Raw genomic sequence first — 26,470 nt, forward strand, 5'->3', positions numbered from 1 at the left:
TGGGCAACCGCAAGAGGCGGTTGCCCAGGCAGTTCGAAGAGGGGACAGCGCGTGACGGTCAACATGACCAAGGGCCAGGCCATCAGCCTGCAGAAGAACGACGGGGGCGCCCTGACCGCGGTGCGCATGGGACTGGGATGGCAGGCGGCCCCACGCCGCGGCCTGTTCGGCACGCGTACGCGCGAGGTCGACCTGGACGCTTCGGCGGTGCTCTTCGCCGACAAGCAGCCGCTGGACGTGGTGTTCTTCCGCCACCTGGTCAGCGACGACGGCTCGGTGCGGCACACCGGTGACAACCTCGTGGGCGGTGTCGGCCAGGGCGGCGACGACGAGGCGATCCTCGTCGACCTGCAGCGCGTCCCGGTCCATATCGACCAGATCGTCTTCACGGTGAACTCGTTCACCGGCCAGACCTTCCAGGAGGTGCAGAACGCGTTCTGCCGCCTGGTCGACGAGACCAACGGCCAGGAGCTGGCGCGCTACACCCTCGACGGCGGCGGTCAGTACACCGCGCAGATCATGGCCAAGGTCCACCGCGCGGGCACGGGCTGGCAGATGACGGCGATCGGCAACCCCGCCAACGGCCGTACCTTCCAGGACCTGATGCCGGCGATCCTGCCGCACCTGTAAGCCAGGTCCGTACGCACGACGTTTGTACGCGTCACGTCCGTACGCGTCACGTCCGTACGCACCACGTCCGTACGCACCGAGGGAACGAGGGCTCGACGGGGGCCCGACGAGGGGAACGAAGGCGATGACGGCTGAGCTGGTGCGGGGGCAGAACCACCCGCTTCCCGGGACCCGCCTGGAGATCCGTGTCTCGGTCGGCAAGCCGATCGTGGCGGGCGCCACGCTCGGCGACGAGCAGGGCAAGGTCCACGGCGTCGAACGGGTCGCCCACCCCGGCTCGCCCACGCTGCCGGGGATCGAGGTGTCCAAGCAGGCGGCCGCCGACCACCGCCTCGCCGTCGACCTCGGCGCGCTGCCTGACGCCGTCCACCGGGTCAGCGTCCTGCTCGCGCTGCCCGTGGGCGTCGGGGGCCCGGTCAGCTTCAGCGCGCTCGCCGCCCCCTTCGTCGCGGTCACCGGTCTCGACGGCGGCGAGATCGCCAGCTACACCATCACGGACCTGGACGCCGAGTCCGCCGTGGTCGCCCTGGAGCTCTACCGCCGCCAGGGCGCCTGGAAGGTCCGCGCGGTCGGCCAGGGTTACGCGGGCGGCCTCGCCGAGATGCTCACCGACCAGGGCCTGCCGGGCGCCAGGGAGCTGGCGGGCACCATCAACGAAGCGGTGGCGCAGGGCCTGGCCCGCTCGGTGGCCGCGCCGCCGCCGCGCCCCGCGGACGACACCCGCGTACGCACGGCGCCCCAGGGCCGGACCGCCGCGCAGAGCGGCCAGACCGCCCAGCCGAGCGGCCAGACGCCTCCGCAAGGAAGCCACCCCGGCCCCACCGGCCAGGACCAGGGCGGCCCCGCCCCGACGCCCCCGCCCGCCGCCGCACCTCCGCAGCAGCCGGCGGACGGCGACGCCGCCACCGGCGGTCCCGTGAACTACACCCACCCCGGCCGGCAGACCACCGCACCCCCGACGCCCCCGCCCACCGCGCCCCCGGCCCAGCCGGGCCAGGCCGCGCAGCCCGTCGCGGGCGACGCCACCGGCTGGTCGATGGACGAGCGGCTCTACAACCAGGTGTGGGGCATGTTCGAGGACCTGGCGCGCACCATGGCGGCGTACCGCAGCGCCGTCGACTTCGCCGACTCCCGGCTGGAGCAGGAGCTCGACAAGGTCCTCTCCGACCCGCGCAGCCGCATCGGCGGCACGTGCGATGCCGTGCGCGACACCGTCCGCGCCCGGCACACCGACCTGGTCGGCCAGGCCAGGGCCACCCTCGACCGTGACCTGGCGCAGCTCGTCGCCGAGGCCGCCGTCGTCGAGCCCGCCCTGCCGCCGGCGTTCGCCGCGTGGAGCAGCCCGGTCTGGCACGCCTACCGGGCACCCATGGAGATCCCGATGGCGCTGCGCCTGGGCGACCTCCATCTGCCCGAGCGCATCGACCTCAGGATCCCGATGCTCGTCAGGCTGCCCCTGGAGCGCGGCCTGTGGATCGACAGCGGCAAGGCGCTCACCAACACCTTCACCGACTCGGCCGAGCTGCGGCGCCTCGCCGTGGACACCGCGGTCACGCACGCCGCGCGGCTGCTCGCGGCCTATCCGGCGGGCGAGTTCACGGTGCACGTCATCGACGCGGCGGGCTCCGCCGCGGGCGCGCTCGCGCCCCTGGTGACCTCCGGTGTGCTCGCCGAGCCCCCGGCCTCCGGTGCGGCCGGTGTCTCCGCCGTCCTCGCCAAGCTCACCCAGCGCGTGGACCTGGTGCAGATGGCGGTCCGCGGCGGCGCGGCCGACGCGCTGCCCCCGGACCTGGACACCGCCGAGCAGCTCCTGATCGTCAACGACTTCCCGCACGGTTTTGACGACCGCGCGGTGACGCAGCTGCGCTACCTCGCGGACGAGGGCCCGGCCGTCGGCGTCCACCTGATGATGGTCGCCGACCGGGAGGACGCGGCGGAGTACGGCCCGCTGCTCGACCCCCTGTGGCGCGCGCTGCTCCGGCTGACGCCCGTCCCCGACGACCACCTCGCCGACCCGTGGGTCGGGCACACCTGGACGTACGAGCCGCCTTCGGTCCCCGCGGGCAGCCGGATCCTGGGGCAGGTCCTGGACCAGGTCGCGACGGCCCGGCGCAACGGCGGCCGCTGACCTACCGCCGTTCGACGACTGCTGAGCGACCGCTGAGCGACGGCTGCTGAGCGGCGACCGAGCGACCGCTGGGCGCCCGATGACGCGTTGACGTTAAAGCGACTTTAGCCCCTCTCCGACCTGGGCTTTTGGCTCTTGATTGCCTTCGCCTTTACCAATCCTTGGTGTTTCGCGTACGCTGCTACCAGCGGAGGGGAGTACTCCCGGCTGCGACGTGCCCGTCAATACGGACCGCCATCGGTCCCGGGGCGTCGGCCCGATTCATGGCGGTGACCGCCTCGGGTGGAAGAGACCTCCGGCAGCGACGACGCTGATCAGTAGCCGTACGAAGCCGGAGGCGCAGTGGACGTTTCTATGACCATGTGGGTGACGACCGTTCTCGGTCTGTGTGCCCTGATCGCGGTCGACTTCTTCATCGGGCGCAAGCCCCATGACGTGTCGATCAAGGAAGCCGGAATCTGGACGATGGTCTGGATCGCCCTGGCGGTGCTCTTCGGAGTCGGCCTGTTGGTCGCCGGGGAGAGCCAGGCGTCCGGCGAGTTCTTCGCGGGATTCATCACGGAGAAGTCCCTCTCCGTGGACAACCTCTTCGTCTTCATCCTGATCATGGCGAAGTTCTCGGTCCCCTCACACCTGCAACAGCGCGTGCTGCTCTTCGGCGTGCTCATCGCCCTCGTCCTGCGCGCGATCTTCATCGCCGCCGGTGCCGCGGTGATCGCCAACTTCTCCTGGGTCTTCTACATCTTCGGCGCGTTCCTGATCTACACCGCCTGGAAGCTCATCCAGGAGGCGCGTGCCGACGAGGAGGAAGAGGACTGGGAGGAGAACCGCCTCCTGAAGTCCATCGAGAAGAGGTTCGGCGTCTCCGACCGGTACGAGGGCACGAAGCTCTTCGTCCGGAAGAACGGCAAGAAGATCATGACGCCGCTCATGGTCGTCATGCTCGCCATCGGCACCACCGACGTGCTCTTCGCGATGGACTCCATCCCGGCGATCTTCGGCCTCACCCAGGACCCGTACATCGTCTTCACCGCCAACGCCTTCGCCCTGATGGGCCTGCGGCAGCTGTACTTCCTCATCGGCGGCCTCCTCAGGAAGCTGGTCCACCTCAGCTACGGCCTGTCGGTGATCCTCGGCTTCATCGGCGTGAAGCTGGTGCTGCACGCCCTGCACGAGAACGGGGTGAGCGTCCCCGAGATCTCCATCCCCGTCTCCCTCGGCGTCATCTGCGGCGTCCTGGTGATCACCACGATCACCAGCCTGATGGCCTCCAAGAAGCAGGCGCGGAAGGACGCGGCCGAGGCCGCGGCCGCGGAGCAGAACCCGAAGGACAGCATCGAGGCCTGACGGACCGCCGCCCGCCCCGGCAGGGGCGGGCGGCGGCAACGGCATCGAGTAGCGGCACCCAGGCGCCCGGGGCAGCATCGAGTCATGGTCACTCGGCTCCGGGCGCTCGGCATGCAGTGGACGACGGTGGTTCCGCTTCTCGCGGTCGTCCTCCTCGTCTTCACCTGGGGGCGTGGTCTGCCCGGCGCGGTCGTCGCCGTGGTGACGCTCATCCTGGCCGGCGCGGTCCTCGCGGCGGTACATCACGCCGAGGTGATCGCCCACCGAGTCGGCGAACCCTTCGGGTCACTCGTCCTCGCGGTCGCGGTGACGATCATCGAGGTGGCGCTGATCGTCACCCTGATGGCCGACGGCGGCGACAAGAGCTCCACGCTCGCCCGCGACACCGTCTTCGCCGCGGTCATGATCACCTGCAACGGCATCGTCGGACTCTGTCTGCTGGTGGGCGCGCTCCGCCACCGCGTCGCCGTCTTCAACCCCGAGGGCACCGGCGCGGCCCTCGCGACCGTCGCGACCCTGGCCACGCTCTGCCTGGTCCTGCCGACCTTCACCACCACCAAGCCGGGCCCGGAGTTCACCACCGCCCAGCTGAGCTTCGCCGCGGTCGCCTCGATCGTCCTCTACGGCATCTTCGTGACCACCCAGACCGTGCGGCACCGCGACTACTTCCTGCCCCTCACCAAGCAGGGCGAGGTCATCGACGCCGACAGCCACGCCGAGGGCCCCTCGGCGCGGGACGCGAAACTGAGCCTGGCGCTGCTCGCGTTCGCGCTGATCGGCGTGGTCGGTCTCGCCAAGGGCGTCTCCCCGACGATCGAGTCGGGCGTGGAGAGCGCGGGCCTGCCGCACGCCGTGGTCGGCGTGATCATCGCGCTCCTCGTACTGCTCCCCGAGACGATCGCGGCCGCGCGCGCCGCCCGCCGCGACCGGGTGCAGACCAGCCTGAACCTCGCCCTCGGCTCCGCGATGGCCAGCATCGGACTGACCATCCCGGCCGTCGCGGTCGCCTCCGTCTGGCTCTCGGGTCCGCTCGTACTCGGCCTCAGCTCGACCCACATGGTGCTGCTCGCGCTGACCGTGATCGTCGGCACGCTCACGGTCGTACCCGGCCGTGCCACACCCCTACAGGGCGGCGTCCACCTGGTGCTCTTCGCGGCGTTCCTGGAACTGGCGATCACTCCGTAGAAGGCGATCGGCGGACCTCACCCCGGAGCGGCCGCCGCGTCGGGAACCGCGACCGGCCGCGTCTCCGGAAGCAGGGCGAAGCACCCGAGGCTCAGCAGGGCGATGCCCGACAGATACGCGGCCACGCCCCACGGCCTCCCTTCCCCCTGCGCCAGCGCCGTCGCCACGATCGGGGTGAGCGCCCCGCCGAGCACGCCGCCCAGGTTGTAGCCGACGGCGGCGCCCGTGCAGCGCACCCGGGGCTCGTACAACTCCGGCAGATACGCGGCGATCACGGCGAACATCGTGATGAAGGCGAGCAGCGCCACCAGGAAGCCGGTGAACATCAGCAGCGGCTGGCCGGTCGAGAGCAGCGCGACCAGCGGGAACATCCACAGTGCCGACGCCGCGCACCCGATCAGGCACAACGGCCGCCGCCCGTAGCGGTCGCCGAGCACCGCCACCACCGGTGTCAGGGCGCCCTTGACCACCACGGCCGCCATGACACAGGCCAGCATGACCGTACGGTTCACGCCCAGGTGCTCCACTCCGTAGGCGAGGGACCAGGTCGTCACGGCGTAGAACACCGCGTATCCCACCGCCATCGCGCCCGCGGTCAGGAGCACCAGGCGCCAGTGCCCGCGCGCGACTTCGACGAGTGGTACGCGCGCGTGCCCGTCGAGGCGCAGGAAGTCCGGGCTCTCCGCCAGCGAGGTGCGCAGCGCGAGCCCGGCCGCCGCGAGCAGACCCGCCGCCCAGAACGGCACCCGCCACCCCCAGGCCGCGAACTGGGCGTCGGTGAGCGTCGCGGAGAGGGCCAGCATGATGCCGTTGGCCAGCAGGAAGCCGACCGAGGGGCCGATCTGCGGAAAGCTCGCCCACAGTCCGCGCCGCTCGGCGGGCGCGTGCTCCGCGGTCAGCAGCACGGCTCCGCCCCACTCACCGCCGAGCCCGAGTCCCTGGAGAAAACGCAGTACAAGGAGGAGCACGGGAGCGGCGATCCCGATCGATTCGTACGTGGGCACGCAGCCGACGGCGACCGTGGCGACGCCGGTCAGGAGCAGCGAGGCGATGAGCACGGGACGCCGGCCGTGGCGGTCGCCGATGTGCCCGAAGACGACGGACCCGAGCGGCCGCGCCACGAAGCCCACCCCGAAGGTGGCGAAGGCGGCGAGGGTGCCCGCCAGCGGGGAGAACGTCGGGAAGAAGAGCGGGCCGAGGACGAGCGCCGCGGCCGTCCCGTAGATGAAGAAGTCGTAGAACTCGATGGCGGTCCCGGCGAGCGAGGCGGCCGCGAGCCGTGGCAGCGACGGCGGGGCGGCCGGAGCCGACCCGTCCGTGCCCGGTCCGTCCGGTTTTGGTTCAGTGGTGCGCATGCCGCGTCAACTACCCGTGGTGACGCACAGTTACGGGGGCGTGCGGGGGTGCGCGGTCCCGTGTTCCGCGCCGGGGCGGCGTGATAGACCTCGACCATGACGCGCAGCCTCGCCACCGCCCCGATCATGATCCTCAACGGCCCGAACCTGAACCTGCTCGGGCAGCGCCAGCCCGAGATCTACGGTTCGGACACGCTCGCCGACGTCGAGGCACTCTGCGCCAAGGCGGCGGCCGCGCACGGCGGCACCGTGGACCTGCGACAGAGCAACCACGAGGGCGAGTTGGTCGACTGGATCCACGAGGCGCGCGAGCACCACGTGGGCATCGTCATCAACCCCGCGGCCTACTCCCACACGTCCGTCGCGATCCTGGACGCGCTCAACACCTGTGACGGGATGCCGGTGTTGGAGGTGCACATCTCCAACATCCACCAGCGCGAGGTCTTCCGGCACCACAGCTACGTCTCGGGGCGCGCCGACGGCGTCATCGCGGGCTGTGGCGTGCAGGGGTACGTGTTCGCGGTGGAGCGGGTGGCCGCGCTGGTCGCCGCCGGGGCCTGACGCGGCCCCGGCGGACCGGACTCACCAGCCCCGCGCGCGCCACTCCGCGAGGTGCGGGCGCTCGGCGCCCAGCGTCGTGTCGTTGCCGTGGCCGGGATAGACCCATGCCTCGTCGGGCAGCGTCCCGAAGATCTTCGTCTCGACGTCGTCGATGAGGCTCGCGAAGGCCTGCGGGTCCTTCCAGGTGTTGCCGACGCCGCCGGGGAAGAGGCAGTCGCCGGTGAACACGTGCGGATGGCCGTGCGGGTCGTCGTAGACCAGCGCGATCGAGCCTGGCGTGTGGCCCACCAGGTGACGGGCGGTGAGCTCGACCCGGCCGACCTTGATCGTGTCGCCGTCGTCGACCAGGACGTCCGTCGGCACGGGGATGCCGGTGGCGTCCTCCCGGCCCGCGTAGGTCCGCGGGCGGGTCGCCTCGACGACCGCGGCGAGCGCCTGCCAGTGGTCGCCGTGCTGATGCGTGGTGACGACGGACGCGATGCCGTCGTCACCGATCAGCGTGAGGAGCGTCCCGGCGTCGTTCGCCGCGTCGATCAGGAGCTGCTCGCCGGTGGCCCGGCAGCGCAGCAGATAGGCGTTGTTGTCCATCGGTCCGACCGCGACCTTCGAGATCATCAGATCCTGCAGTTCGTGCACGTCCGAGGGTCCGCCGACCTTCACCGCTCCGCTGTACGTCATGTCGGCCAGCCTATAGCGGGGGCAGGGCGGGGAGGAGGCCGCCTTCGGCCGTCAGCGCGGAGCCGTCGCGGCGGCCCGCGAGCCAGCCGACGAGGTCGGGCGCGGCCCCGGAGACGGTGATCTCGACGTCGCCCGCGCGGCCGGTGCTCCACGCGTGCGTGCCGTCCGTGAGCCGGGTCGGCGGCACCGCCGGATTCCCCGCGAAGCGCGTGGTGAGGAAGGTGATCTCACGCTGGGTGAAATCGGCGGGCAGGTGCTCCAGGTCGTATCCGATGCCGAGGTCCACGTGGTGCAGCTCGATCTCGACCCACCGCCGGAAGGGCACTCGGGAAGCGGAGTCGGTCACGCCGTTGCGCAGCTCCACGGTGCGGGACCAGTCGGCGTCCTTCGCGCCCTCGGCCGCGAAGCGTGCCGCGCTCTCCCTTACGTCGTCGAGCTGCGCGGCCAGCGCCCGCGGGGCGTCCCGCTCGATGTCGGCGTCCCGCGCCTCCCCACTGACGTACATGGGCCGGCCGGCCAGCACGTTCACCAGCGCGTCGGCGTTCCGGGCGACGTGGGCGAGGACATGGCCCACGGTCCAGCCGGGAAGCCGTGACGGCTCGGCGGTCGAATCGTTGTTCAGTTTCGCGGCTGCGGTGAGCAGTCGGTCGGTCGCGTCACGTACAGACGCCAGGTCGCGCACATGATCAATCATGCGCCCGACCATAGTCCCGCCACACGTTCGGGTGAAGGACTCGGGGGAGCCCCGCAAATCGAATGCACGTGCTATATGGTCGAGGGCGGCATCGGGCATTCTTGGTGGTCCGGGATTGTTGTGAACCAGGGAAGCAGCCCGGCGTTGTCAGTGGCTCGCCCTAGTCTGTGAAAGACGGGGGTTCCGCCCCTGTCACCACTCTCAAGAAAGGTGCGGACCGGCGTGGCCGACCGTCTCATCGTCCGTGGCGCGCGCGAGCACAATCTCAAGAACGTCTCGCTCGATCTCCCGCGTGACTCCCTCATCGTGTTCACCGGACTCTCCGGGTCGGGCAAGTCCTCGCTCGCGTTCGACACGATCTTCGCCGAGGGCCAGCGGCGGTACGTGGAGTCCCTCTCCTCGTACGCCCGGCAGTTCCTCGGTCAGATGGACAAGCCCGACGTCGACTTCATCGAGGGGCTCTCCCCGGCGGTCTCCATCGACCAGAAGTCGACCTCGCGCAACCCGCGCTCCACGGTCGGCACCATCACCGAGGTCTACGACTACCTCCGCCTGCTCTTCGCGCGCATCGGCAAGCCGCACTGCCCCGAGTGCGGGCGCCCCATCGCCCGGCAGTCGCCGCAGGCCATCGTCGACAAGGTCCTGGAGCTGCCGGAAGGCAGCCGCTTCCAGGTCCTCTCGCCGCTGGTGCGCGAGCGCAAGGGCGAGTTCGTCGACCTCTTCGCCGACCTCCAGACCAAGGGGTACTCCCGCGCGCGGGTGGACGGCGAGACCATCCAGCTCTCCGAGCCGCCCACGCTGAAGAAGCAGGAGAAGCACACCATCGAGGTGGTCATCGACCGCCTCACGGTGAAGGAGTCCGCCAAGCGCCGCCTGACCGACTCCGTGGAGACCGCGCTCGGTCTCGCGGGCGGCATGGTCGTCCTCGACTTCGTCGACCTCCCCGAGGACGACCCCGAGCGCGAGCGCATGTACTCGGAGCACCTGTACTGCGCGTACGACGACCTGTCCTTCGAGGAGCTGGAGCCCCGCTCCTTCTCCTTCAACTCGCCCTTCGGTGCCTGCCCCGACTGCTCCGGCATCGGTACGCGCATGGAGGTCGACCCCGAGCTGATCGTCCCCGACGAGGACAAGTCGCTCGACGAAGGCGCCATCCACCCCTGGTCGCACGGCCACACCAAGGAGTACTTCGGGCGGCTCGTCGGCGCCCTCGCCGACGCGCTCGGCTTCGCCACCGACATGCCCTGGGCGGGCCTGCCGCAGCGCGCCAAGAAGGCCCTGCTCAACGGCCACAAGACGCAGATCGAGGTGCGCTACCGCAACCGGTACGGCCGCGAGCGGGTCTACACCACCGCCTTCGAAGGTGCCGTCCCCTTCGTCAAGCGCCGGCACAGCGAGGCCGAGAGCGACGCGAGCCGCGAGCGCTTCGAGGGCTACATGCGCGAGGTGCCCTGTCCGACCTGTGAGGGCACGCGCCTCAAGCCGATCGTGCTGGCCGTCTCGGTCATGGGGAAGTCCATCGCCGAGGTCTCCGCGATGTCCATCAGCGACTGCGCGGACTTCCTCGCCGAGCTGAAGCTGGGCGCCCGCGACAAGAAGATCGCCGAGCGGGTCCTCAAGGAGGTCAACGAACGGCTGCGCTTCCTGGTCGACGTCGGCCTGGACTACCTCTCGCTGAACCGCGCCGCGGGCACCCTCTCCGGAGGCGAGGCCCAGCGCATCCGCCTGGCCACCCAGATCGGCTCCGGCCTGGTCGGCGTGCTCTACGTGCTCGACGAGCCGTCCATCGGCCTCCACCAGCGCGACAACCACCGGCTGATCGAGACCCTCGTCCGCCTGCGCGACATGGGCAACACGCTGATCGTCGTCGAGCACGACGAGGACACCATCAAGGTCGCCGACTGGGTCGTCGACATCGGCCCCGGCGCGGGCGAGCACGGCGGCAAGGTCGTGCACAGCGGCTCCATGAAGGAGCTCCTCGACAACGACAAGTCGATCACCGGGCAGTACCTCTCGGGCAAGAAGTCCATCCCGATCCCGGACGTGCGCCGCCCCGCCGACCCCTCCCGGCAGCTCACGGTGCACGGCGCCCGTGAGAACAACCTCCAGGACATCGACGTCTCCTTCCCGCTCGGCGTCCTCACGGCCGTCACGGGCGTCTCGGGCTCCGGCAAGTCGACCCTGGTCAACGACATCCTCTACACGCACCTGGCCAGGGAGCTGAACGGCGCCCGTTCCGTGCCCGGCCGCCACACGCGCGTGGACGGTGACGACCTCGTCGACAAGGTCGTGCACGTCGACCAGTCGCCGATCGGCCGTACGCCGCGCTCGAACCCGGCGACGTACACCGGAGTCTTCGACCACGTCCGCAAGCTCTTCGCGGAGACCACGGAGGCGAAGGTGCGGGGCTACCTCCCCGGGCGCTTCTCCTTCAACGTCAAGGGCGGCCGCTGCGAGAACTGTTCCGGCGACGGCACCATCAAGATCGAGATGAACTTCCTGCCGGACGTCTACGTCCCGTGCGAGGTCTGCCACGGCGCCCGCTACAACCGCGAGACGCTGGACGTGCACTACAAGGGCAAGTCCATCGCCGAGGTCCTCGACATGCCGATCGAGGAGGGCCTCGCCTTCTTCGAGGCGGTCCCGGCGATCGCGCGTCACCTGAAGACGCTCAACGACGTCGGCCTCGGTTACGTACGCCTCGGGCAGTCGGCGCCCACGCTTTCCGGAGGTGAGGCGCAGCGCGTGAAGCTCGCCTCCGAGCTCCAGAAGCGCTCCACGGGCCGGACCGTCTACGTGCTCGACGAGCCGACCACCGGTCTGCACTTCGAGGACATCAGCAAGCTGATCACGGTCCTCTCCGGTCTGGTCGACAAGGGCAACACGGTCATCGTCATCGAGCACAACCTCGACGTGATCAAGACCTCCGACTGGGTCGTCGACATGGGCCCCGAGGGGGGCAACGGCGGCGGTCTCGTCGTCGCCGAGGGCACGCCCGAGGAGGTCGCGGGGGTGCCGACCAGCCACACCGGCAAGTTCCTGCGGGACATCATCTCGGCGGACCGGGTCAGCGAGGTGCTGCCCTCGCAGGGGCGCAAGCCCGCGAAGAAGGCCCCGGCGAAGAAGTCCGCCGCGAAGAAGGCGGTCGCGGCGAGCGCCACGGCCACCAAGAAGACGGCCACGGTCAAGACGGGCGCCACCGCCAAGAAGGCGGCCACTCCGAAGAAGGCGGCCACCGCCAAGGAGACGGCCGCGGCTGCGAAGAAGGCGGTCGCCAAGAAGAGCACCGCCAAGAAGACGACGCGGGCCCGCAAGGCCTGACCGGTCCTGGACCGCAGGGTCCGCCGACCGGCCGAAGCGCACCGTTCCCCACGGGGGGCGGTGCGCTTTCGTCGTACGCGGGGGGAGTGCGAGGGCGGGGGAGCGCGGGCGTACGCCCAGGTGACGGCCGAACGAGCCTTGCCGGGTGGGCCGTTCGCGTGGTCGGCTTGCGCCCATGTCGGTACGCAGCGAACGCGAAGGCCCCGTCACCACCATCGTGCTGTCCCGCCCCGCCGCGCGGAACGCCGTCGACGGGCCCACCGCCCGCGCCCTCGCCGACGCGTTCCACGCCTTCGAAGCCGACCCCGACGCCTCGGTCGCCGTCCTGTGGGGCGAGGGCGGCACGTTCTGCGCGGGCGCCGACCTCAAGGCCATCGGCACGCCGGACGGCAACGAGGTGACGGAGGACGGGGACGGGCCCATGGGCCCCAGCCGGATGGTCCTCTCCAAGCCGGTCATCGCGGCGATCGCGGGCCACGCCGTCGCGGGCGGCCTCGAACTCGCCCTCTGGTGCGATCTGCGGATCGCCGAGGAGGACGCCGTGCTCGGGGTGTTCTGCCGCCGCTGGGGCGTGCCCCTCATCGACGGCGGTACGGTGCGGCTGCCCCGGCTGATCGGCGAAGGCCGCGCCCTCGACCTGATCCTGACGGGGCGTCCGGTGGACGCGGCGGAGGCGCTCGGCATGGGCCTGATCAACAGGACCGTGCCCACCGGCACGTCCCGCGCCGCCGCGGAGACCCTCGCCGCGGAGCTGGCCGGGTTCCCGCAGACGTGTCTGCGTGAGGACAGGATGTCCGTCCTCGAACAGGCCGGACGCCCCGAACAGGAGGCGATGGCAGGCGAGTTGAGGCACGGCCTGCGCTCGCTCGCCGAGGCGGCGGAGGGCGCGGCCCGGTTCGCCGCGGGGGCGGGGCGGCACGGGGCGTTCACGACGGACGACTGAGGGGTGGCTGCGAGCCGCGGGAAGGGTGGTGCGTATCGGGGCCGGCCCCGGGCGTGAAGCCGACCCTTGCGGGGCTTGGCGGCAGCGGCCCTTCCGGAGCCCGCCGGTACCGGCTCGCGCATTGGCCCACACCGAGCCCGCCGGTACGGAGCCACGCTCATCGGCACCGGCCCACGTAGAGCCGGCCGGTACCGACCCACGCCCATCAGTACCGGTCCACGCCGAGCCACCGGTCCCGTCCCGCCGAGCCCCGGCCGGCACCGCCCGCCTCACCCCTCCCGAGCCACCGGCTCCAGGAACTGCATGTCCAGTTGGATTTTCACTACCTCCCCGAGCAGGCCGGGGGCGAAGTCCAGGCCGAACTCGCTGCGGCGGATCTCGCCCGATGCCTCGAAACCCGCGTGCCTGCGGTCCTGGCCGGGGAAGCCTTCTACGCCGCCCAGTTCCACCGCCAGCGTCACCGGGCGCGTGACCTCGCCGATGGTCAGGTCGCCCGTCATGGTCCACTCCTCGTCCGCGCCCTCGATCCCGGTCGAGCGGAACGTCATCGTCGGGCGCTTCTCGACGTCGAGCAGGTCGGAGGCGCGGACGTGGGCGTCCCTGTCTTTGTTGCCCGTGTCGATGGAGGCCAGCGCGATGGTGGCCGTCACCGAAGAGGTTTCCGCGGTCTCGCCCACCACCAGCTCGGCCTGTACGTCGGCGAACCGGCCCCGCACCTTGGAGATCCCGAGGTGGCGGATGGAGAAGTTCACCGCGGAGTGGAAGGCGTCGATCTCCCACCGGCCGGCTGCCAGCGGCAGCGCAGGCAGCGCGGGGGAGCCCGCCGAGGACGTCGTGTCAGTCGCTTCAAAAGTCATGCGCCCACCTTGCGGCGCGCTTCGGGGGTGAGGAAGGCCGAGTCGATGCTGGTAGTGACAGGGCCACGATCCGCCCCCGCACCGGCTGATACGTTCGAACGGTGAGCGACAACGAGCTGGGCGTCTTCCTGCGCGCGCGCAGGGAGGCCGTGACCCCCACCGAGGTCGGCCTGCCCAGCGGCCCGCGCCGCCGCACCCCGGGCCTTCGCCGCTCCGAGGTCGCGACCCTCGCGGGGATCAGCGTCGAATACCTCACCCGTCTCGAACAGGGCAGGGACCGCCACCCCTCGCCCCAGGTGCTCGCCGCGCTCGCCGACACGCTGCGGCTGAGCGTCGAGGAGCGCGTGCACCTGCGCCGCCTGGAGAAGGAGAACGGGCCGGGGGACCCGTGCTGCCCCGCCACGGTGCCGCCCGCCGACTCGGTCCGGCCGACCGTGCGCGCCATCCTGGACAGCCTGGAGCCCACGCCGGCCGTGCTGCTCAACCGCCTCGCGGACGTCCTCGCCTGTACGAGCGGCTACCGGCGGCTCGTCGAGCCCCTCGGCGTACTGGACGACGAGCGCCCCAACCTCGCCCGCTTCGTCTTCACCGACGAGCGGGCCCGCGCCGCCTACCCCGAGTGGGACCGCGTCGCCGACGACCTGGTCGGGCACCTCAGGACCGATTCGCTGCTCGACGACCCGCATGTCGTCGGCTTCACGGACGAGTTGACGGTCATCGCGGGCGCCCCGTTCGCCGACCGTGCCGCGGGGGCGCCCGCCCTGCCCCGGCGGACCGGCGTGGAGCGGCTCACCCACCCAGAGGAGGGCGGACTCCGGCTCTCGTACGAGACGCTGGCGCTGCCCGACACGGACCCGCAGCGCCTGATCGTCTACGTCCCCGCCGACGAGGCCACGGCCGCCGCCCTCGACCGCGTCAACGGCCGCAGGCCCGGCGGTCTGCACGCGGTCAACGGCTGACCGGACGGCCCGCCGGGTCAGGCGGCCCTGGGGTCAGCCGAGTTCGGCCGCGTACGGAGGTTCCGCGCCCGCCCGCGAGCAGGTGAGCGCCGCCGCCCGCGCGGCGAACCGCAGGACGTCCGACCAGCCGTCCGCGGCCAGCGCGGCGAGCACGCCGGGGGACAGCGCGTCCCGGGCCGCGAGGCCGTGCAGCAGCGCCGCGTTGACGGTGTCGCCCGCGCCGATCGTGTCCACCACGTCGACCGGCTCACCGGGCACCCGCAGCTCGCCGCCGTCCGGGGTGTGCAGCGAGAGGCCGTCGCCGCCGTGCGTGACGACCACCGCGGCGGGCCCTGACGCCAGCCACTCCCGCGGGGTGCCGCCGAGCCAGTCGGCGTCCTCCTGGGACAGCTTGAGCAGCGAGACCGAGGGGAGCCAGCTCTTGAACCGGGCGCGATAGGCGTCCGCGTCGGGGATGAGGCCGGCCCGGATGTTGGGGTCGAGCGTCGTGAACACCCCGCGCTCCGCCGCGCCGCGCAGCAGTTCTTCGTACGCGCTCGCGCCCGGTTCGAGGACCAGCGAACAGGTGCCGAAGGACATCGCCCGTACCCCGTCGGGGAGTTCGGCGGGCGCGGCGAAGAGCCGGTCGGCCGTGCCCTCGACGTAGAAGGAGTAGCCCGCAGAGCCGTCCGCGCCGATCGAGGCGACGGCGAGCGTCGTCGGCTCGGGGCCCCGCTGGACGTACGACAGGTCGACCCCCGCCGTACGCAGTCCGTCCAGCAGCGCGTCGCCGAACGCGTCCCGCGAGACGCGCGAGCAGAAGGCGACGGGGGAGCCGAGCCTGCCGAGCGCCACGGCGGTGTTGTACGGGCCGCCGCCGCGCCGCGGTGCGAGCGGGGCGAGGGCGGCGGGGCCCGGGGTGTCGGCCGCGCGTGCCGCCCCTTGCGGGACGAGGTCGATCAGGGCCTCTCCGGCGACGACTATCACGGGTGGTTCCTCTCGGGCTCGGCGTTCCGCTCAGGCTGGGTCGGGCTCGGCGTCCCGCTCAGGCTAGGGCGTGCGGGGGCTCCGGGACGGAAGCGGGCAGCACTCGGGCACGCTCGTGCCCGACCCGGTCGGAACGTCCCGCACCGGTATGGTCTGATCCGTCACCGACGCACACGTACGCCCCTGACCTGTGGAGACACCATGTCCGGCACGCCCCACGCCCGCCGCACCGTGCTGCGGGCCGCCGCTCTCGCCCCGGCCGCAGGGCTCGGTCTGACCGCCTGCTCCTCCGGCGGCGACGGCGGGTCGCGGTCGGCGCCGAGCAAGCCGGTGGAGCTCGGCGCGTCCGACGAGGTGAAGGTGGGCGCCTCGAAGCTGTACACCGACAACAACGTGGTCGTCAGCCGGATCTCCGCCGACGAGTACAAGGCGTTCAGCACGATCTGCACGCACGCGCAGTGCCCGATCAACAAGCTGGAGGGGCACAAGCTCATCTGCCCCTGTCACGGCAGCCAGTTCGACGCCACGAACGGCAAGGTGCTGCACGAGCCGGCCGTCTCGCCGCTGCACGAGCTGCCGGTGAAGGTCGAGAAGGGCAAGATCATCGCGGGGCCCGAGAAGAGCTGAGGCCCTCTCTCCGGAGAGCGGGTTCCGCTACTCCCAGTCCCACTCGATCCCCAATATCCCCGCCCGCACCTGCGGTTCCACCAGGTGCACCGAGCGGTGGCTGCCGCTCAGCGTGAGTTCCTGGCGGTTGCCGCGCGGCGCCGCCGCCGAGTGCTGGGTGAAGCGGTGGCACCGCACGGGCAGCGCCTGATCGTCGAAGCGGACCTGCAGCGCGTACTGCCCGCCCGCGTAGGTGAACCCGCGTTGGTACTCCGTGGCCACGCCCGCCGTGCCGTCCTCGAAGCCGTAGCCGAACAGATGGGTGTCTCCCGCGCGCAGCCGCGCGTCGAAGAGCAGTTCGGCGACGAGCACCCCGGTGCCCCGGTGCCAGCGCACCCGTCCCGTACGGCAGTTCTCCAGGGCGCGCACGGCGATCCGCTCGGGCGCGCAGCCCGGATCGCCGTGGTGGATGGCCAGGTAGCGGTCCACGCCGTCCTTGTGGGCGCGCACGATGTGCTGCGACTGACGGCCGAGCAGTTCCCGCCGCGCGCCGATCCGCAGCCGTTCGTGCTGGCCGATGGTGTGCAGGCCGCCGTCGACGGGGGAGCCGAGCTCGTCGAGGAGGGCGCGCAGCACGTCGGAGGCCTCGACCAGGGAGCGGTACGAGCGGGCGGCCGGGCGTTCCCTGTCGGCGCGCCCGGACGGCGGCGCGAGCAGCCGGATCAGTGACTCCTCAGGGAGCTGAAGGATCTCCTCCAGGGCGCGCACGGCCCGCAGCGACTCGGCGCGCTGGGGGCGGCGCGCGCCCTGCTGCCAGTAGCTCAGGCTCGTCACGCCGACCGTGACCCCGTGCCGGGCCAGATGGTGCCGGACGCGTTGCAGGGGCAGCCGTCGTACGGCGATGGCGGTGCGCAGCGCGACGTGGAAGGGTCCTGTGCGCAGGGCCGCCTCCAGATCCGCGGGTGCTTCGTCCCCTTCGGCCGCTCCGTCGGCGAGCCGTGTGCCGTGGCGCAAAATGAGCCCTTTCTGTGAACGTTCACTTATCCCGTCCCGGCGTTCGCGCCGGTAGGAGCGGGCTGCCAGGTCGGCGCTCGGCCCGTGTTCACATCCGTACGCCGCCGTTCACGTCCCAAGTCATTCCGCATTGAAGCGTGTTGACCTGCACCCGACAACACTCGATGCTCAATCGCAGCGTCCGGACGCGCTCCTCCAACCCCACCCCGCTCGGGAGGAACGCGATGCGCCACCCATACAGCACGAAGAGCAGCCCCGGCAGACGGAGATGCCTCTCCGCCGTCGCCGTCGTCGCGGCCGCTCTCTTCGCCGCCCCCACCGCCGCTGCCGCGGCCGCCCCGCTCGACCCCGCCCCCGCCCGCGCCGCGACGACCGCCACGGCCGCGGCCGACCCGTCCGTGCTCGCCGCCAAGCGGCTGAACATCACCATGCAGGCCCAGCAGAAGACCAACTGGTGCTGGGCCGCGGCCGGCAACACCATCGCCACCTTCATGGGCCGCAACTACAGCCAGAACCAGTTCTGCAACGCCGCCTTCGGGCGCAACCAGAACACCGAGTGCCCCAACAACCAGGCCACGCTGGGCAACGTGCAGAACGGCCTGAGCTGGGCGGGCATCAACTCCGGCTCCTACGTGACCGGTTGGCTGCGCTACCCCACCGTACAGGCGGAGATCAACGCGGGCCGTCCGGTGGAGACCCGCATCCAGTGGTCCAACGGCGGCGGCCACATGCACGTCCTCTACGGCTACGACGACGCCAACAGCTGGGTCTACTGGGGCGATCCCTGGCCCTCCAACGACCGCTACAACTGGGCCTCGCACGCCTGGTACGTCAACAACAACACCTTCTCCTGGACCCACTCGCTCTACCGGATCGGGGCGTGAGAGCGATGACCCGTCAGCTTCCCCGCCACCTCCTGAAGGCGGTCCTCGCCGGTTCCGCGGCGACCCTCGCGCTGGGCCTCGCGGCCCCCGCGGCCACCGCCGACTCCGGCCCCGCCGCACCCTCGGCGGCGTCCCGCGACGCCGCGCACGAGGCGGCCGCCGCGCCCGGCACCCTCGACACGCTCTCCCGCTTCTTCGCGCGGGAGGGAGCGGTCACCAAGGCCGCGGCCGCACCGCGCGTCCAGGGCGGGGCCGTGCCCGTGTACTACCTGTCGCCGGACTTCGTCGCGGGCAAGAAGGGCGCGCCGATCGCCCGCCTGGAGTTCCTCGCCAGCAAGGCGGTCTCCTCCGACGGCCAGGAAGCGTCCCTGTGGACGGTCCAGCAGGGCGGCTCCTGGCAGGTCGTGAACATCGCCACCGGGGACGACGAGACCCACTACGCGCGCGTGGGCGCGCAGAAGGCCCCGGGAGGCACCGTCTTCCACGAGCCGCAGATCAACGCCTGGTACGTCAGGGACGACCGGGACGACGCCCACGCGCGCGTGCTGCCGCTCGACAAGGACGCGGTCCGTGCCGTGGGCGCCGACGGCACCTCGGTCGCCGCCTACCGCAAGCGCGTCCAGAAGGCCTACGGCGACAAGCTGCCGGGCTCGGCGTACGCGAAGTCCGGCAAGGCGGGCGGCTACGACAAGGAGAGCGCGGGGAACGCCGCTGGTACGGGGGCGTCCACGCAGGGGCCGGTCACGGTGGCCTCGTCGATAGCGGGGGCGGGCGCGCTGCTCGCCCTCGGCATCTCGGGCACGGCACTGGTGCGGCGCCGCGCGGCGCGCCGGGAGGGCTGACCCGGAAAAACGGGGGAGCGGCGACCGGGACGCCGGTCGCCGCTCCTCACGTGCTCACGTGCCCACGCGTCAGCTCAGCGCGCTGCCCGCGCGCCACTCCTGCCAGCCCACGTTCCAGTCCCCGTAGCCGTTGCCCGGCGCCACGGTCTCCTTGGAGCCGACGACCCGCACGATGTCGCCGGGGATCACCTCTCCGTAGAAGCGCCGCGCGGTCCCGTCGGTGGCCAGGCCTATGCAGCCGTGCGTCACGTTGCTCTCGCCCGCGGTGGCGTTCGCGTTCGGGTTCTCGTGCAGATAGGTGCCCGAAGTCGTCAGGTGGACCGCGAAGTTGTAGTAGTCCTTGTACGCCTTTCCGTAGCCCACAGTCCGGGAGTCCATGAGCACCCGGGACTGCTTGTCGAGGACGACCATCGTGCCGTTCCAGGTGTCCATGCCCGGCGCGCCCGCGGTGACCTTCACCCGGCGCGTCCTGCCGTCCTTCACCACCGTCATGGTGTGGGTCCGCACGTCCACGGTGGCGACCAGCGAGCGGCCCACCTCGAACGTCCTGGTCGTCCCCGCGCCCACCCCGACGGTGACCCGCGTGCCGGGCTTCCACGGCTCGCGCGGGCGGTAGTCGACGCGCTGCCCCTCGTGCAGATTGCGGTCCTTGACCCAGCTCCACGACCCCGTGACGCCGGGCCGTGCCGTCACCTTCAGCCGTCGCTCGACCGCGGCCCGCTCCGCGACCGGCACCGGCCGGTCGAAGGTGAGCGATATCGGCATGCCGACCCCGACGGTCTGCCCTTCGGAGACGTTGAGCCGTGCCCCCTTGAGCGCGGCGGGCTCCGGAACGGGCTTCTTCGCGGGCCGCTGCTTCTGCCCGGCGGCCGCGCGGTCCGTCGCGCTCGACACCGGCTTCGGGTCCGAGGCCCGCTCCTCGTCCGCCCCGTCCGGCGCGGCGCAGCCCGCCAGCACGAGTGAACAGAGCGCCGCCGCTCCCCACGCGCGCGTGGCGCGTCCCGGCATGATTCCTGTGGTCATCGGTCCCCCTGGGCTGTGTTTCGATATACGCGACCTGTACGCACGGGGGAGGCGGCAGGTTGCACGCGGGTGCACGAATTTTCCGGAGCGGTTCTGGGAGCGATTCCAGGGCGATTCCAGAACAGGCGATCCGGCCGGGCCGGACGGGGGCGCGGGGGCATGACGGAGGACGAGTTCGACGCGTTCTACACCGCCGCCTTCCCGCGTCTGGTCGGCCAGTTGTACGCCCTGACCGGGGACCACGGCGAAGCCCAGGACGTCGTCCAGGAGGCGTTCGTACGCGCCTGGGACCGCCACGAGAGCTTCCTCGCCGACGAGGCGCCCGAGGCCTGGATCCGCACCGTCGCCCTGCGCCTCGCGGTGAGCCGCTGGCGCCGGGCCAGACGCTGGCTCGACCTGGTGCGCAGGAACCCGCCCGCCGACCGCGTCGCGGGCCCGGGGCCCGAGCACACCGCGCTCGTCCAGGCGCTGCGCACCCTCCCCGAGGCGCAGCGCACGGCCGTCGTCCTGCACCACCTGTGCGACCTGAGTGTGGAGCAGGTAGCCTCCGAGACCGGCTCGCCCGTCGGGACCGTCAAGGCCCGCCTCTCGCGCGGCAGGGCGGCGCTCGCCGCGCGGCTGTCCGCCGAGCGGGACGGCGACGACGAGCGGAGCGCGAAGGAGGATGGCCGTGTCCGATGACCTGACCTCCGCCCTCCACGACCTGGCGGCCGGCCACCGCACGCCCCCCGCCGTGCCCGGCGCGGAGATCCGCCGCCGCGCGGTGCTGCGCCGCCGCAGGCGCCGTACCGCGGCCGTCGGAGCGGCCCTCGTCACGGCCGCCGTGGTAGCGACCGTGACCGTGGGCCTGCTCTCCGGCTCCGACGACGGCCCGGACAGGACTCCGGCGCCCGTCGCCACCGAAGGCCACCGCAAGCGCGTCGCCACCCTCGACCTGGACCGGCACCGGATGACGGTCGACGGCAGGACCCTGCCGGTCTCCGCGGGCTCCACCCAACACCCCACCCCGACCGGGCGGATGACGGTCACCGCCGTGCACCGCGAGAAGCGCATGCCCGCCGGGACCGCCGGCCTCGGCGGCGAGTACGACCTGAAGCTGCCCTGGGTCGTCGAGCTGCGCACCCCCGAGGGCGGCACCAACTACGTCGTCGCGCTGACCTACGACGAGAAGGCGCCGGGCACCAGGGACGTCACCCGCGGCTGGATCGGCCTGCGCACGGACGACGCCCGCTGGCTCCACGACCGGCTCGAACCGGGCGACGTGATCGCGGTCCGGGCCGGCTGAAGCGGACGCTGACCCGCGCTGTCACCCCCCGCCAGTAGGCTGTCCGACATGGCCGACCCTTCCAGCTACCGCCCCAAGCCGGGACAGATCCCCGACGCCCCGGGGGTCTACAAATTCCGCGACGAGCACCGCCGGGTGATCTACGTCGGGAAGGCCAAGAGCCTGCGCCAGCGCCTGGCCAACTACTTCCAGGACCTGGCCAATCTCCACCCGCGCACGCGCACCATGGTGACGACCGCCGCCTCCGTCGAGTGGACGGTGGTGACCACGGAGGTCGAGGCGCTCCAGCTGGAGTACTCCTGGATCAAGGAGTTCGACCCCCGGTTCAACGTCAAGTACCGCGACGACAAGAGCTATCCGTACCTCGCGGTGACGATGAACGAGCAGTTCCCGCGCGTGCAGGTGATGCGCGGCCAGAAGAAGAAGGGCGTGCGCTACTTCGGCCCCTACGGCCACGCGTGGGCCATCCGCGACACGGTCGACCTGCTCCTGCGCGCCTTCCCCGTACGCACGTGCTCCGCGGGCGTGTTCAAGAACGCCGCCCGCACCGGCCGCCCCTGCCTGCTGGGCTACATCGGCAAGTGCTCGGCCCCCTGCGTGGAGCGCGTCACCCCCGAGGAGCACCGCGAACTCGCCGAGGACTTCTGCGACTTCATGGCGGGCCGCACGGGGACGTACATCCGCCGCCTGGAGCGCCAGATGGCGGACGCGGCCGAGGAGATGGAGTACGAGCGGGCGGCGCGCCTGCGCGACGACATAGAGGCGCTCAAGAAGGCGATGGAGAAGAGCGCCGTCGTCCTCGCCGACGCCACCGACGCCGACCTGATCGCCCTCGCCGAGGACGAGCTGGAGGCCGCCGTCCAGATCTTCCACGTGCGGGGCGGCCGCGTGCGCGGCCAGCGCGGCTGGGTCACCGACAAGGTCGAGGCCGTCACCAGCGGCGACCTCGTCGAGCATGCCCTCCAGCAGCTCTACGGGGAGGAGAGCGGCGACGCGGTGCCCAAGGAGGTCCTCGTCCCCGCCCTGCCGGATCCCCTTGAGCCGGTCCAGGAGTGGCTGACCGAGCGGCGCGGGGCGAACGTGTCGCTGCGCGTCCCGCAGCGCGGCGACAAGAAGGCCCTCATGGAGACGGTCGCGCGCAACGCACAGCAGTCCCTCGTCCTGCACAAGACCAAGCGCGCCTCCGACCTCACCACGCGCTCGCGCGCCCTGGAGGAGATCGCCGCCGCCCTGGAGCTGGACGGCGCGCCGCTGCGCATCGAGTGCTACGACATCTCGCACCTCCAGGGCGACGACGTGGTGGCCTCCATGGTCGTCTTCGAGGACGGCCTCGCCAGGAAGAGCGAGTACCGCCGCTTCCAGATCAAGGGCTTCGAGGGCCAGGACGACGTCCGCTCCATGCACGAGGTGATCACGCGCCGCTTCAAGCGCTACCTCGCGGACAAGGAGAAGACGGGGGAGTGGTCCCCCGAGGATGCCGAGGAGAGCGGCGAGGTCCAGGGGAACGGCCTCACCGAGGAGGACGGTCGCCCCAAGCGCTTCGCGTACCCGCCGCAGCTCGTCGTGGTCGACGGCGGCCAGCCGCAGGTCGCGGCCGCCCAGAAGGCCCTCGACGAGCTCGGCATCGACGACATCGCGGTCTGTGGCCTGGCCAAGCGCCTGGAGGAGGTCTGGGTCCCCGGTGACGACGACCCGGTGATCCTGCCGCGCACCAGCGAGGGGCTCTACCTCCTCCAGCGGGTGCGTGACGAAGCCCACCGCTTCGCCATCACCTACCAGCGCGCCAAGCGGGCCAAGCGCTTCAGGTCGGGCCCGCTGGACGACGTGCCGGGTCTCGGCGACGCGCGCAAGCAGACGCTGATCAAGCACTTCGGTTCGGTGAAGAAGCTTCGATCCGCGACAATCGACCAGATCTGCGAGGTACCGGGCATAGGCCGCAAGACGGCCGAGGCCATCGTGGTGGCCTTCGAGCGGGCGGCACCCGCCGCACCCGCCGTGAACACGGCGACCGGAGAGATCATGGAAGAGGAGGAGCCCGTGACCGCGGGCGCCTCGGAGGAACGACGGGGGCAGGAGACATGAGCGAGCACGACGAAGGTGGAGAGCAAGTGAGTACGGGCACGCCCAGCGAGACACCGGCGGTACCGGAGGCGGCGATCCCGGAGCTGGTGATCATCTCCGGCATGTCGGGCGCGGGCCGCAGCACGGCGGCCAAGTGCCTTGAGGACCTCGGCTGGTTCGTCGTCGACAACCTGCCGCCCGCGCTGATCCCCACCATGGTGGAGCTCGGCGCCCGCTCGCAGGGCAACGTCGCCCGCATCGCGGTGGTCGTCGACGTCCGCGGCCGGCGCTTCTTCGACAACCTCCGCGACTCCCTCGCCGAGCTGGCGTCGAAGAACGTGACGCGCCGCATCGTCTTCCTGGAGTCCTCCGACGAGGCCCTCGTCCGCCGCTTCGAGTCGGTCCGCCGCCCGCACCCGCTGCAGGGCGACGGCCGCATCGTCGACGGCATCGAGGCCGAGCGCGACCTGCTGCGCGAGCTGCGCGGCGACGCCGACCTGGTGATCGACACCTCCAGCCTCAACGTGCACGAGCTGCGCGCCAAGATGGACGCCCAGTTCGCGGGCGAGGAGGAGCCCGAGCTGCGGGCCACGGTGATGTCGTTCGGCTTCAAGTACGGCCTGCCGGTCGACGCCGACCTCGTCGTCGACATGCGCTTCCTGCCCAACCCGCACTGGGTCCCCGAGCTGCGCCAGTACACCGGCCAGAACGAGGAGGTGGCGGCGTACGTCTTCAACCAGCCGGGTGCCAAGGAGTTCCTCGACCGGTACGCCGAGCTGCTCCAGCTCATCGCCGCGGGCTACCGCCGCGAGGGCAAGCGGTACGTGACGATCGCGGTCGGCTGCACGGGCGGCAAGCACCGCTCGGTGGCCATGTCGGAGAAGCTCGCGGCGCGCCTCGCGTCCGAGGGCGTGGAGACCGTCATCGTCCACCGGGACATGGGGCGCGAATGAAGTCCCACCGCCGGACCGTCCGCCTGAGCAGGCTGGGCCGCAAGCGGGGCACCCAGCCGAAGGTGGTCGCGCTCGGCGGGGGGATGGGCCTGTCCGCCTCGCTCGCCTCGCTGCGCCGGATCACCGGAGACCTCACCGCCGTCGTCACGGTCGCCGACGACGGCGGCTCCAGCGGCCGGCTGCGCGACGAGCTGGGCGTGCTGCCGCCCGGCGATCTGCGCAAGGCCCTCGCGGCGCTCTGCGGCGACGACGACTGGGGCCAGACCTGGGCCCGGGTCATCCAGCACCGCTTCCAGTCCAAGGGTGATCTGCACGAGCACGCGGTCGGCAATCTGCTGATCGTCGCCCTGTGGGAGCAGCTCGGCGACCATGTGCAGGCGCTCGACCTGGTCGGCCGCCTGCTCGGCGCGCAGGGCAGGGTGCTGCCCATGTCGGCCGTGCCGCTGGAGCTCCAGGCCCTCGTCAAGGGCCACGACCCGGAGCGGCCCGACGACGTGGACACGGTGGCGGGCCAGGCCACGGTCGCGCTCACGCCGGGCGAGGTGCAGTCCGTGCACGTCGTCCCGCACGACCCGCCCGCCGTCCCCGAGGCCGTCGCCGCCGTCCTCGACGCGGACTGGGTGGTGCTCGGCCCCGGCTCCTGGTTCTCCTCGGTGATCCCGCACCTGCTCGTGCCGGAACTGCTCGACGCGCTCACCGAGACGAAGGCCCGCAAGGTCCTCTCGCTCAACCTCGCGCCGCAACCCGGAGAAACCGAAGGCTTCTCTCCGCAGCGTCATTTGGAGGTTTTGGCCCGACACGCCCCTAAACTCGCCCTGGACGTGGTGCTGGCCGACGAGGCCGCCGTGCCCGACCGTGAGTCACTGACCGATGCCGCGAAGCGGTTCGGCGCCACGGTCGAGCTGGCCCCTGTGGCCCGGCCCGACGGGACTCCGAGGCACGATCCGGAGCTCCTGGCAGCCGCGTACGACCGTATTTTTCGGATGCATGGAAGGATCGGCCCATGGCGATGACGGCAGCGGTGAAGGACGAGATCTCCCGGCTTCCCGTCACCCGGACCTGCTGCAGGAAGGCAGAGGTCTCGTCGATCCTGCGCTTCGCTGGCGGCCTCCACCTGGTGAGCGGCCGCATCGTGATCGAAGCGGAGCTGGACACCGCGATGGCGGCACGCCGCCTCAAGCGGGACATCCTGGAGATCTTCGGGCACGGCTCGGAACTGATCGTGATGGCGCCCGGCGGCCTGCGCCGCGGCTCGCGCTACGTGGTGCGCGTGGTCGCGGGCGGCGACCAGCTGGCCCGTCAGACGGGCCTCGTGGACGGCCGGGGCCGGCCCATCAGGGGGCTGCCGCCGCAGGTGGTCTCGGGGGCCACCTGCGATGCCGAGGCGGCCTGGCGCGGGGCGTTCCTCGCGCACGGCTCGCTCACCGAGCCGGGGCGTTCCTCCTCCCTGGAGGTCACCTGCCCGGGTCCGGAGGCGGCGCTCGCCCTGGTCGGCGCGGCCCGCAGGCTCCAGATCGTGAGCAAGGCGCGCGAGGTGCGCGGCGTGGACCGCGTCGTCGTCCGGGACGGGGACGCCATCGGCGCCCTGCTCACCCGGTTGGGCGCACACGAGTCGGTGCTCGCCTGGGAGGAGCGGCGGATGCGGCGCGAGGTGCGCGCCACCGCCAACCGCCTGGCCAACTTCGACGACGCGAACCTGCGCCGCTCGGCCCGTGCGGCCGTCGCCGCGGGCGCCCGGGTGCAGCGCGCCCTGGAGATCCTCGGCGACGAGGTGCCCGAGCACCTGGCTGCCGCGGGACGCCTGCGCATGGAGCACAAGCAGGCCTCCCTGGAGGAGCTGGGCGCGCTCGCCGACCCGGTGCTGACCAAGGACGCGGTCGCGGGCCGCATCCGCAGGCTGCTCGCCATGGCCGACAAGCGCGCCCAGGATCTCGGCATCCCCGGCACGGAGTCGAACCTGGGCGAGGAGCTGGCCGACAGCCTCGCCGACAACATGGCGGTCTGAATCAGGTCGGTCTGATCCCGCTCGTCACATACGTCTCATAGGCCGCCGGTGTCCCCCAGGGCACCGGCGGCCTGCGTATGCCCGTCTTGATCGCCCCTTGTACCCCTTCCCGCCGTATTGACATGATCATGAAGTGTCACGAGCCTGGCGTCCGCGCACATATGTGCCGGACA

The 26,470-nt window shown here is 71.7% G+C and carries 24 protein-coding genes; 17 read left to right on the plus strand and 7 right to left on the minus strand.

All coding sequences use genetic code 11. The features are described from left to right. Nucleotides 1–51: 51 nt before the first annotated feature. From ACIO9J_RS33685 to ACIO9J_RS33700, 4 genes are all read left to right on the plus strand, one after another. The gene (locus ACIO9J_RS33685) at nt 52–630 is read left to right on the plus strand and encodes a TerD family protein (protein WP_402007938.1); all 579 of its coding nucleotides are present in this window, start codon (nt 52–54) and stop codon (nt 628–630) included. 124 nt (nt 631–754) lie between these two features. Then, nucleotides 755–2,758: a TerD family protein gene (locus tag ACIO9J_RS33690; protein WP_402007940.1), complete on the plus strand. Its 2,004-nt coding sequence runs from the start codon at nt 755–757 to the stop codon at nt 2,756–2,758. A gap of 342 nt (nt 2,759–3,100) precedes the next feature. Beyond that, nucleotides 3,101–4,105, plus strand: a complete 1,005-nt coding sequence (locus tag ACIO9J_RS33695) for a TerC family protein (RefSeq protein ID WP_402007942.1) — start codon at nt 3,101–3,103, stop codon at nt 4,103–4,105. Nucleotides 4,106–4,189: 84 nt separating this feature from the next. Continuing rightward, complete coding sequence (locus ACIO9J_RS33700; protein WP_402007944.1) at nt 4,190–5,290, plus strand: calcium:proton antiporter; 1,101 nt, start codon at nt 4,190–4,192, stop codon at nt 5,288–5,290. A 17-nt stretch (nt 5,291–5,307) separates the two neighbouring features. Here ACIO9J_RS33700 and ACIO9J_RS33705 read toward each other — a convergent pair whose 3' ends face one another. Then, nucleotides 5,308–6,576 carry an MFS transporter gene (locus ACIO9J_RS33705; RefSeq protein ID WP_402008345.1) on the minus strand — a complete coding sequence of 423 codons (1,269 nt, stop codon included), beginning with the start codon at nt 6,574–6,576 and terminating at the stop codon, nt 5,308–5,310. Between the two features lie 165 nt (nt 6,577–6,741). Here ACIO9J_RS33705 and aroQ point away from each other — a divergent pair, with 165 nt between their 5' ends. Then, the gene (aroQ, locus tag ACIO9J_RS33710) at nt 6,742–7,206 is read left to right on the plus strand and encodes a type II 3-dehydroquinate dehydratase (protein WP_402007946.1); all 465 of its coding nucleotides are present in this window, start codon (nt 6,742–6,744) and stop codon (nt 7,204–7,206) included. Between the two features lie 21 nt (nt 7,207–7,227). On the opposite strand, the gene ACIO9J_RS33715 is transcribed toward aroQ, so the two are convergent. Together ACIO9J_RS33715 and ACIO9J_RS33720 are read right to left on the minus strand one after the other, a co-directional pair. Then, nucleotides 7,228–7,884 carry an MBL fold metallo-hydrolase gene (locus tag ACIO9J_RS33715; protein WP_402007948.1) on the minus strand — a complete coding sequence of 219 codons (657 nt, stop codon included), beginning with the start codon at nt 7,882–7,884 and terminating at the stop codon, nt 7,228–7,230. Nucleotides 7,885–7,894: 10 nt separating this feature from the next. Then, nucleotides 7,895–8,578 (minus strand): maleylpyruvate isomerase family mycothiol-dependent enzyme, encoded by a 684-nt coding sequence (locus ACIO9J_RS33720; protein ID WP_402007950.1) that lies wholly within the window; start codon nt 8,576–8,578, stop codon nt 7,895–7,897. Between the two features lie 222 nt (nt 8,579–8,800). On the opposite strand from ACIO9J_RS33720, the gene uvrA reads away from it, so the two are divergent. Together uvrA and ACIO9J_RS33730 are read left to right on the plus strand one after the other, a co-directional pair. Further along, nucleotides 8,801–11,899 carry an excinuclease ABC subunit UvrA gene (uvrA, locus tag ACIO9J_RS33725; protein ID WP_402007952.1) on the plus strand — a complete coding sequence of 1,033 codons (3,099 nt, stop codon included), beginning with the start codon at nt 8,801–8,803 and terminating at the stop codon, nt 11,897–11,899. A 175-nt stretch (nt 11,900–12,074) separates the two neighbouring features. Further along, nucleotides 12,075–12,842, plus strand: coding sequence for a crotonase/enoyl-CoA hydratase family protein (locus ACIO9J_RS33730; RefSeq protein ID WP_402007954.1), 768 nt, complete (start codon nt 12,075–12,077; stop codon nt 12,840–12,842). Between the two features lie 269 nt (nt 12,843–13,111). On the opposite strand, the gene ACIO9J_RS33735 is transcribed toward ACIO9J_RS33730, so the two are convergent. Continuing rightward, nucleotides 13,112–13,699 carry a YceI family protein gene (locus ACIO9J_RS33735; protein ID WP_402007956.1) on the minus strand — a complete coding sequence of 196 codons (588 nt, stop codon included), beginning with the start codon at nt 13,697–13,699 and terminating at the stop codon, nt 13,112–13,114. 101 nt (nt 13,700–13,800) lie between these two features. Between ACIO9J_RS33735 and ACIO9J_RS33740 the strand changes: the two genes are divergently transcribed. Continuing rightward, nucleotides 13,801–14,658: a helix-turn-helix transcriptional regulator gene (locus tag ACIO9J_RS33740; RefSeq protein ID WP_402007958.1), complete on the plus strand. Its 858-nt coding sequence runs from the start codon at nt 13,801–13,803 to the stop codon at nt 14,656–14,658. A gap of 33 nt (nt 14,659–14,691) precedes the next feature. On the opposite strand, the gene ACIO9J_RS33745 is transcribed toward ACIO9J_RS33740, so the two are convergent. Further along, nucleotides 14,692–15,624 carry a carbohydrate kinase gene (locus ACIO9J_RS33745; RefSeq protein WP_402007960.1) on the minus strand — a complete coding sequence of 311 codons (933 nt, stop codon included), beginning with the start codon at nt 15,622–15,624 and terminating at the stop codon, nt 14,692–14,694. A gap of 201 nt (nt 15,625–15,825) precedes the next feature. Between ACIO9J_RS33745 and ACIO9J_RS33750 the strand changes: the two genes are divergently transcribed. Continuing rightward, nucleotides 15,826–16,251, plus strand: coding sequence for a Rieske (2Fe-2S) protein (locus ACIO9J_RS33750; RefSeq protein ID WP_402007962.1), 426 nt, complete (start codon nt 15,826–15,828; stop codon nt 16,249–16,251). A gap of 27 nt (nt 16,252–16,278) precedes the next feature. On the opposite strand, the gene ACIO9J_RS33755 is transcribed toward ACIO9J_RS33750, so the two are convergent. Then, nucleotides 16,279–17,244 (minus strand): hypothetical protein, encoded by a 966-nt coding sequence (locus ACIO9J_RS33755; protein ID WP_402007964.1) that lies wholly within the window; start codon nt 17,242–17,244, stop codon nt 16,279–16,281. 224 nt (nt 17,245–17,468) lie between these two features. On the opposite strand from ACIO9J_RS33755, the gene ACIO9J_RS33760 reads away from it, so the two are divergent. Both ACIO9J_RS33760 and ACIO9J_RS33765 read left to right on the plus strand, forming a co-directional pair. After that, the gene (locus tag ACIO9J_RS33760) at nt 17,469–18,128 is read left to right on the plus strand and encodes a papain-like cysteine protease family protein (RefSeq protein ID WP_402007966.1); all 660 of its coding nucleotides are present in this window, start codon (nt 17,469–17,471) and stop codon (nt 18,126–18,128) included. A gap of 5 nt (nt 18,129–18,133) precedes the next feature. Beyond that, a complete protein-coding gene (locus ACIO9J_RS33765; protein WP_402007968.1) occupies nt 18,134–18,970 on the plus strand; it encodes a hypothetical protein in 837 nt (278 codons plus the stop codon). Nucleotides 18,971–19,039: 69 nt separating this feature from the next. Here the strand turns inward: ACIO9J_RS33765 and ACIO9J_RS33770 are convergent, their stop codons facing one another. Further along, nucleotides 19,040–19,993, minus strand: coding sequence for a L,D-transpeptidase (locus ACIO9J_RS33770; RefSeq protein ID WP_402007970.1), 954 nt, complete (start codon nt 19,991–19,993; stop codon nt 19,040–19,042). 159 nt (nt 19,994–20,152) lie between these two features. Here ACIO9J_RS33770 and ACIO9J_RS33775 point away from each other — a divergent pair, with 159 nt between their 5' ends. Genes ACIO9J_RS33775 through whiA form a run of 6 tightly spaced genes read left to right on the plus strand, consistent with a single transcriptional unit; the run spans nt 20,153 to nt 26,297 of the window. Then, nucleotides 20,153–20,674, plus strand: a complete 522-nt coding sequence (locus ACIO9J_RS33775) for a SigE family RNA polymerase sigma factor (RefSeq protein WP_402007972.1) — start codon at nt 20,153–20,155, stop codon at nt 20,672–20,674. Next, nucleotides 20,664–21,278, plus strand: coding sequence for a L,D-transpeptidase (locus ACIO9J_RS33780; RefSeq protein ID WP_402007974.1), 615 nt, complete (start codon nt 20,664–20,666; stop codon nt 21,276–21,278). Before ACIO9J_RS33775 ends, ACIO9J_RS33780 begins: the two co-directional genes overlap by 11 nt. 48 nt (nt 21,279–21,326) lie before the next feature. Further along, nucleotides 21,327–23,360 carry an excinuclease ABC subunit UvrC gene (gene uvrC, locus ACIO9J_RS33785; RefSeq protein WP_402007976.1) on the plus strand — a complete coding sequence of 678 codons (2,034 nt, stop codon included), beginning with the start codon at nt 21,327–21,329 and terminating at the stop codon, nt 23,358–23,360. Next, nucleotides 23,357–24,292: an RNase adapter RapZ gene (gene rapZ, locus ACIO9J_RS33790; protein WP_402007978.1), complete on the plus strand. Its 936-nt coding sequence runs from the start codon at nt 23,357–23,359 to the stop codon at nt 24,290–24,292. Before uvrC ends, rapZ begins: the two co-directional genes overlap by 4 nt. Next, nucleotides 24,289–25,305: a uridine diphosphate-N-acetylglucosamine-binding protein YvcK gene (gene yvcK / locus ACIO9J_RS33795; protein WP_402007980.1), complete on the plus strand. Its 1,017-nt coding sequence runs from the start codon at nt 24,289–24,291 to the stop codon at nt 25,303–25,305. The genes rapZ and yvcK overlap by 4 nt, the downstream gene beginning before the upstream one ends. Then, nucleotides 25,296–26,297, plus strand: a complete 1,002-nt coding sequence (gene whiA, locus ACIO9J_RS33800; RefSeq protein WP_402007982.1) for a DNA-binding protein WhiA — start codon at nt 25,296–25,298, stop codon at nt 26,295–26,297. The genes yvcK and whiA overlap by 10 nt, the downstream gene beginning before the upstream one ends. Nucleotides 26,298–26,470: the final 173 nt, after the last annotated feature.

It is taken from the genome of Streptomyces sp. NPDC087300 (assembly GCF_044744425.1).
In the GTDB taxonomy this organism is placed as follows: Bacteria; Actinomycetota; Actinomycetes; order Streptomycetales; family Streptomycetaceae; genus Streptomyces.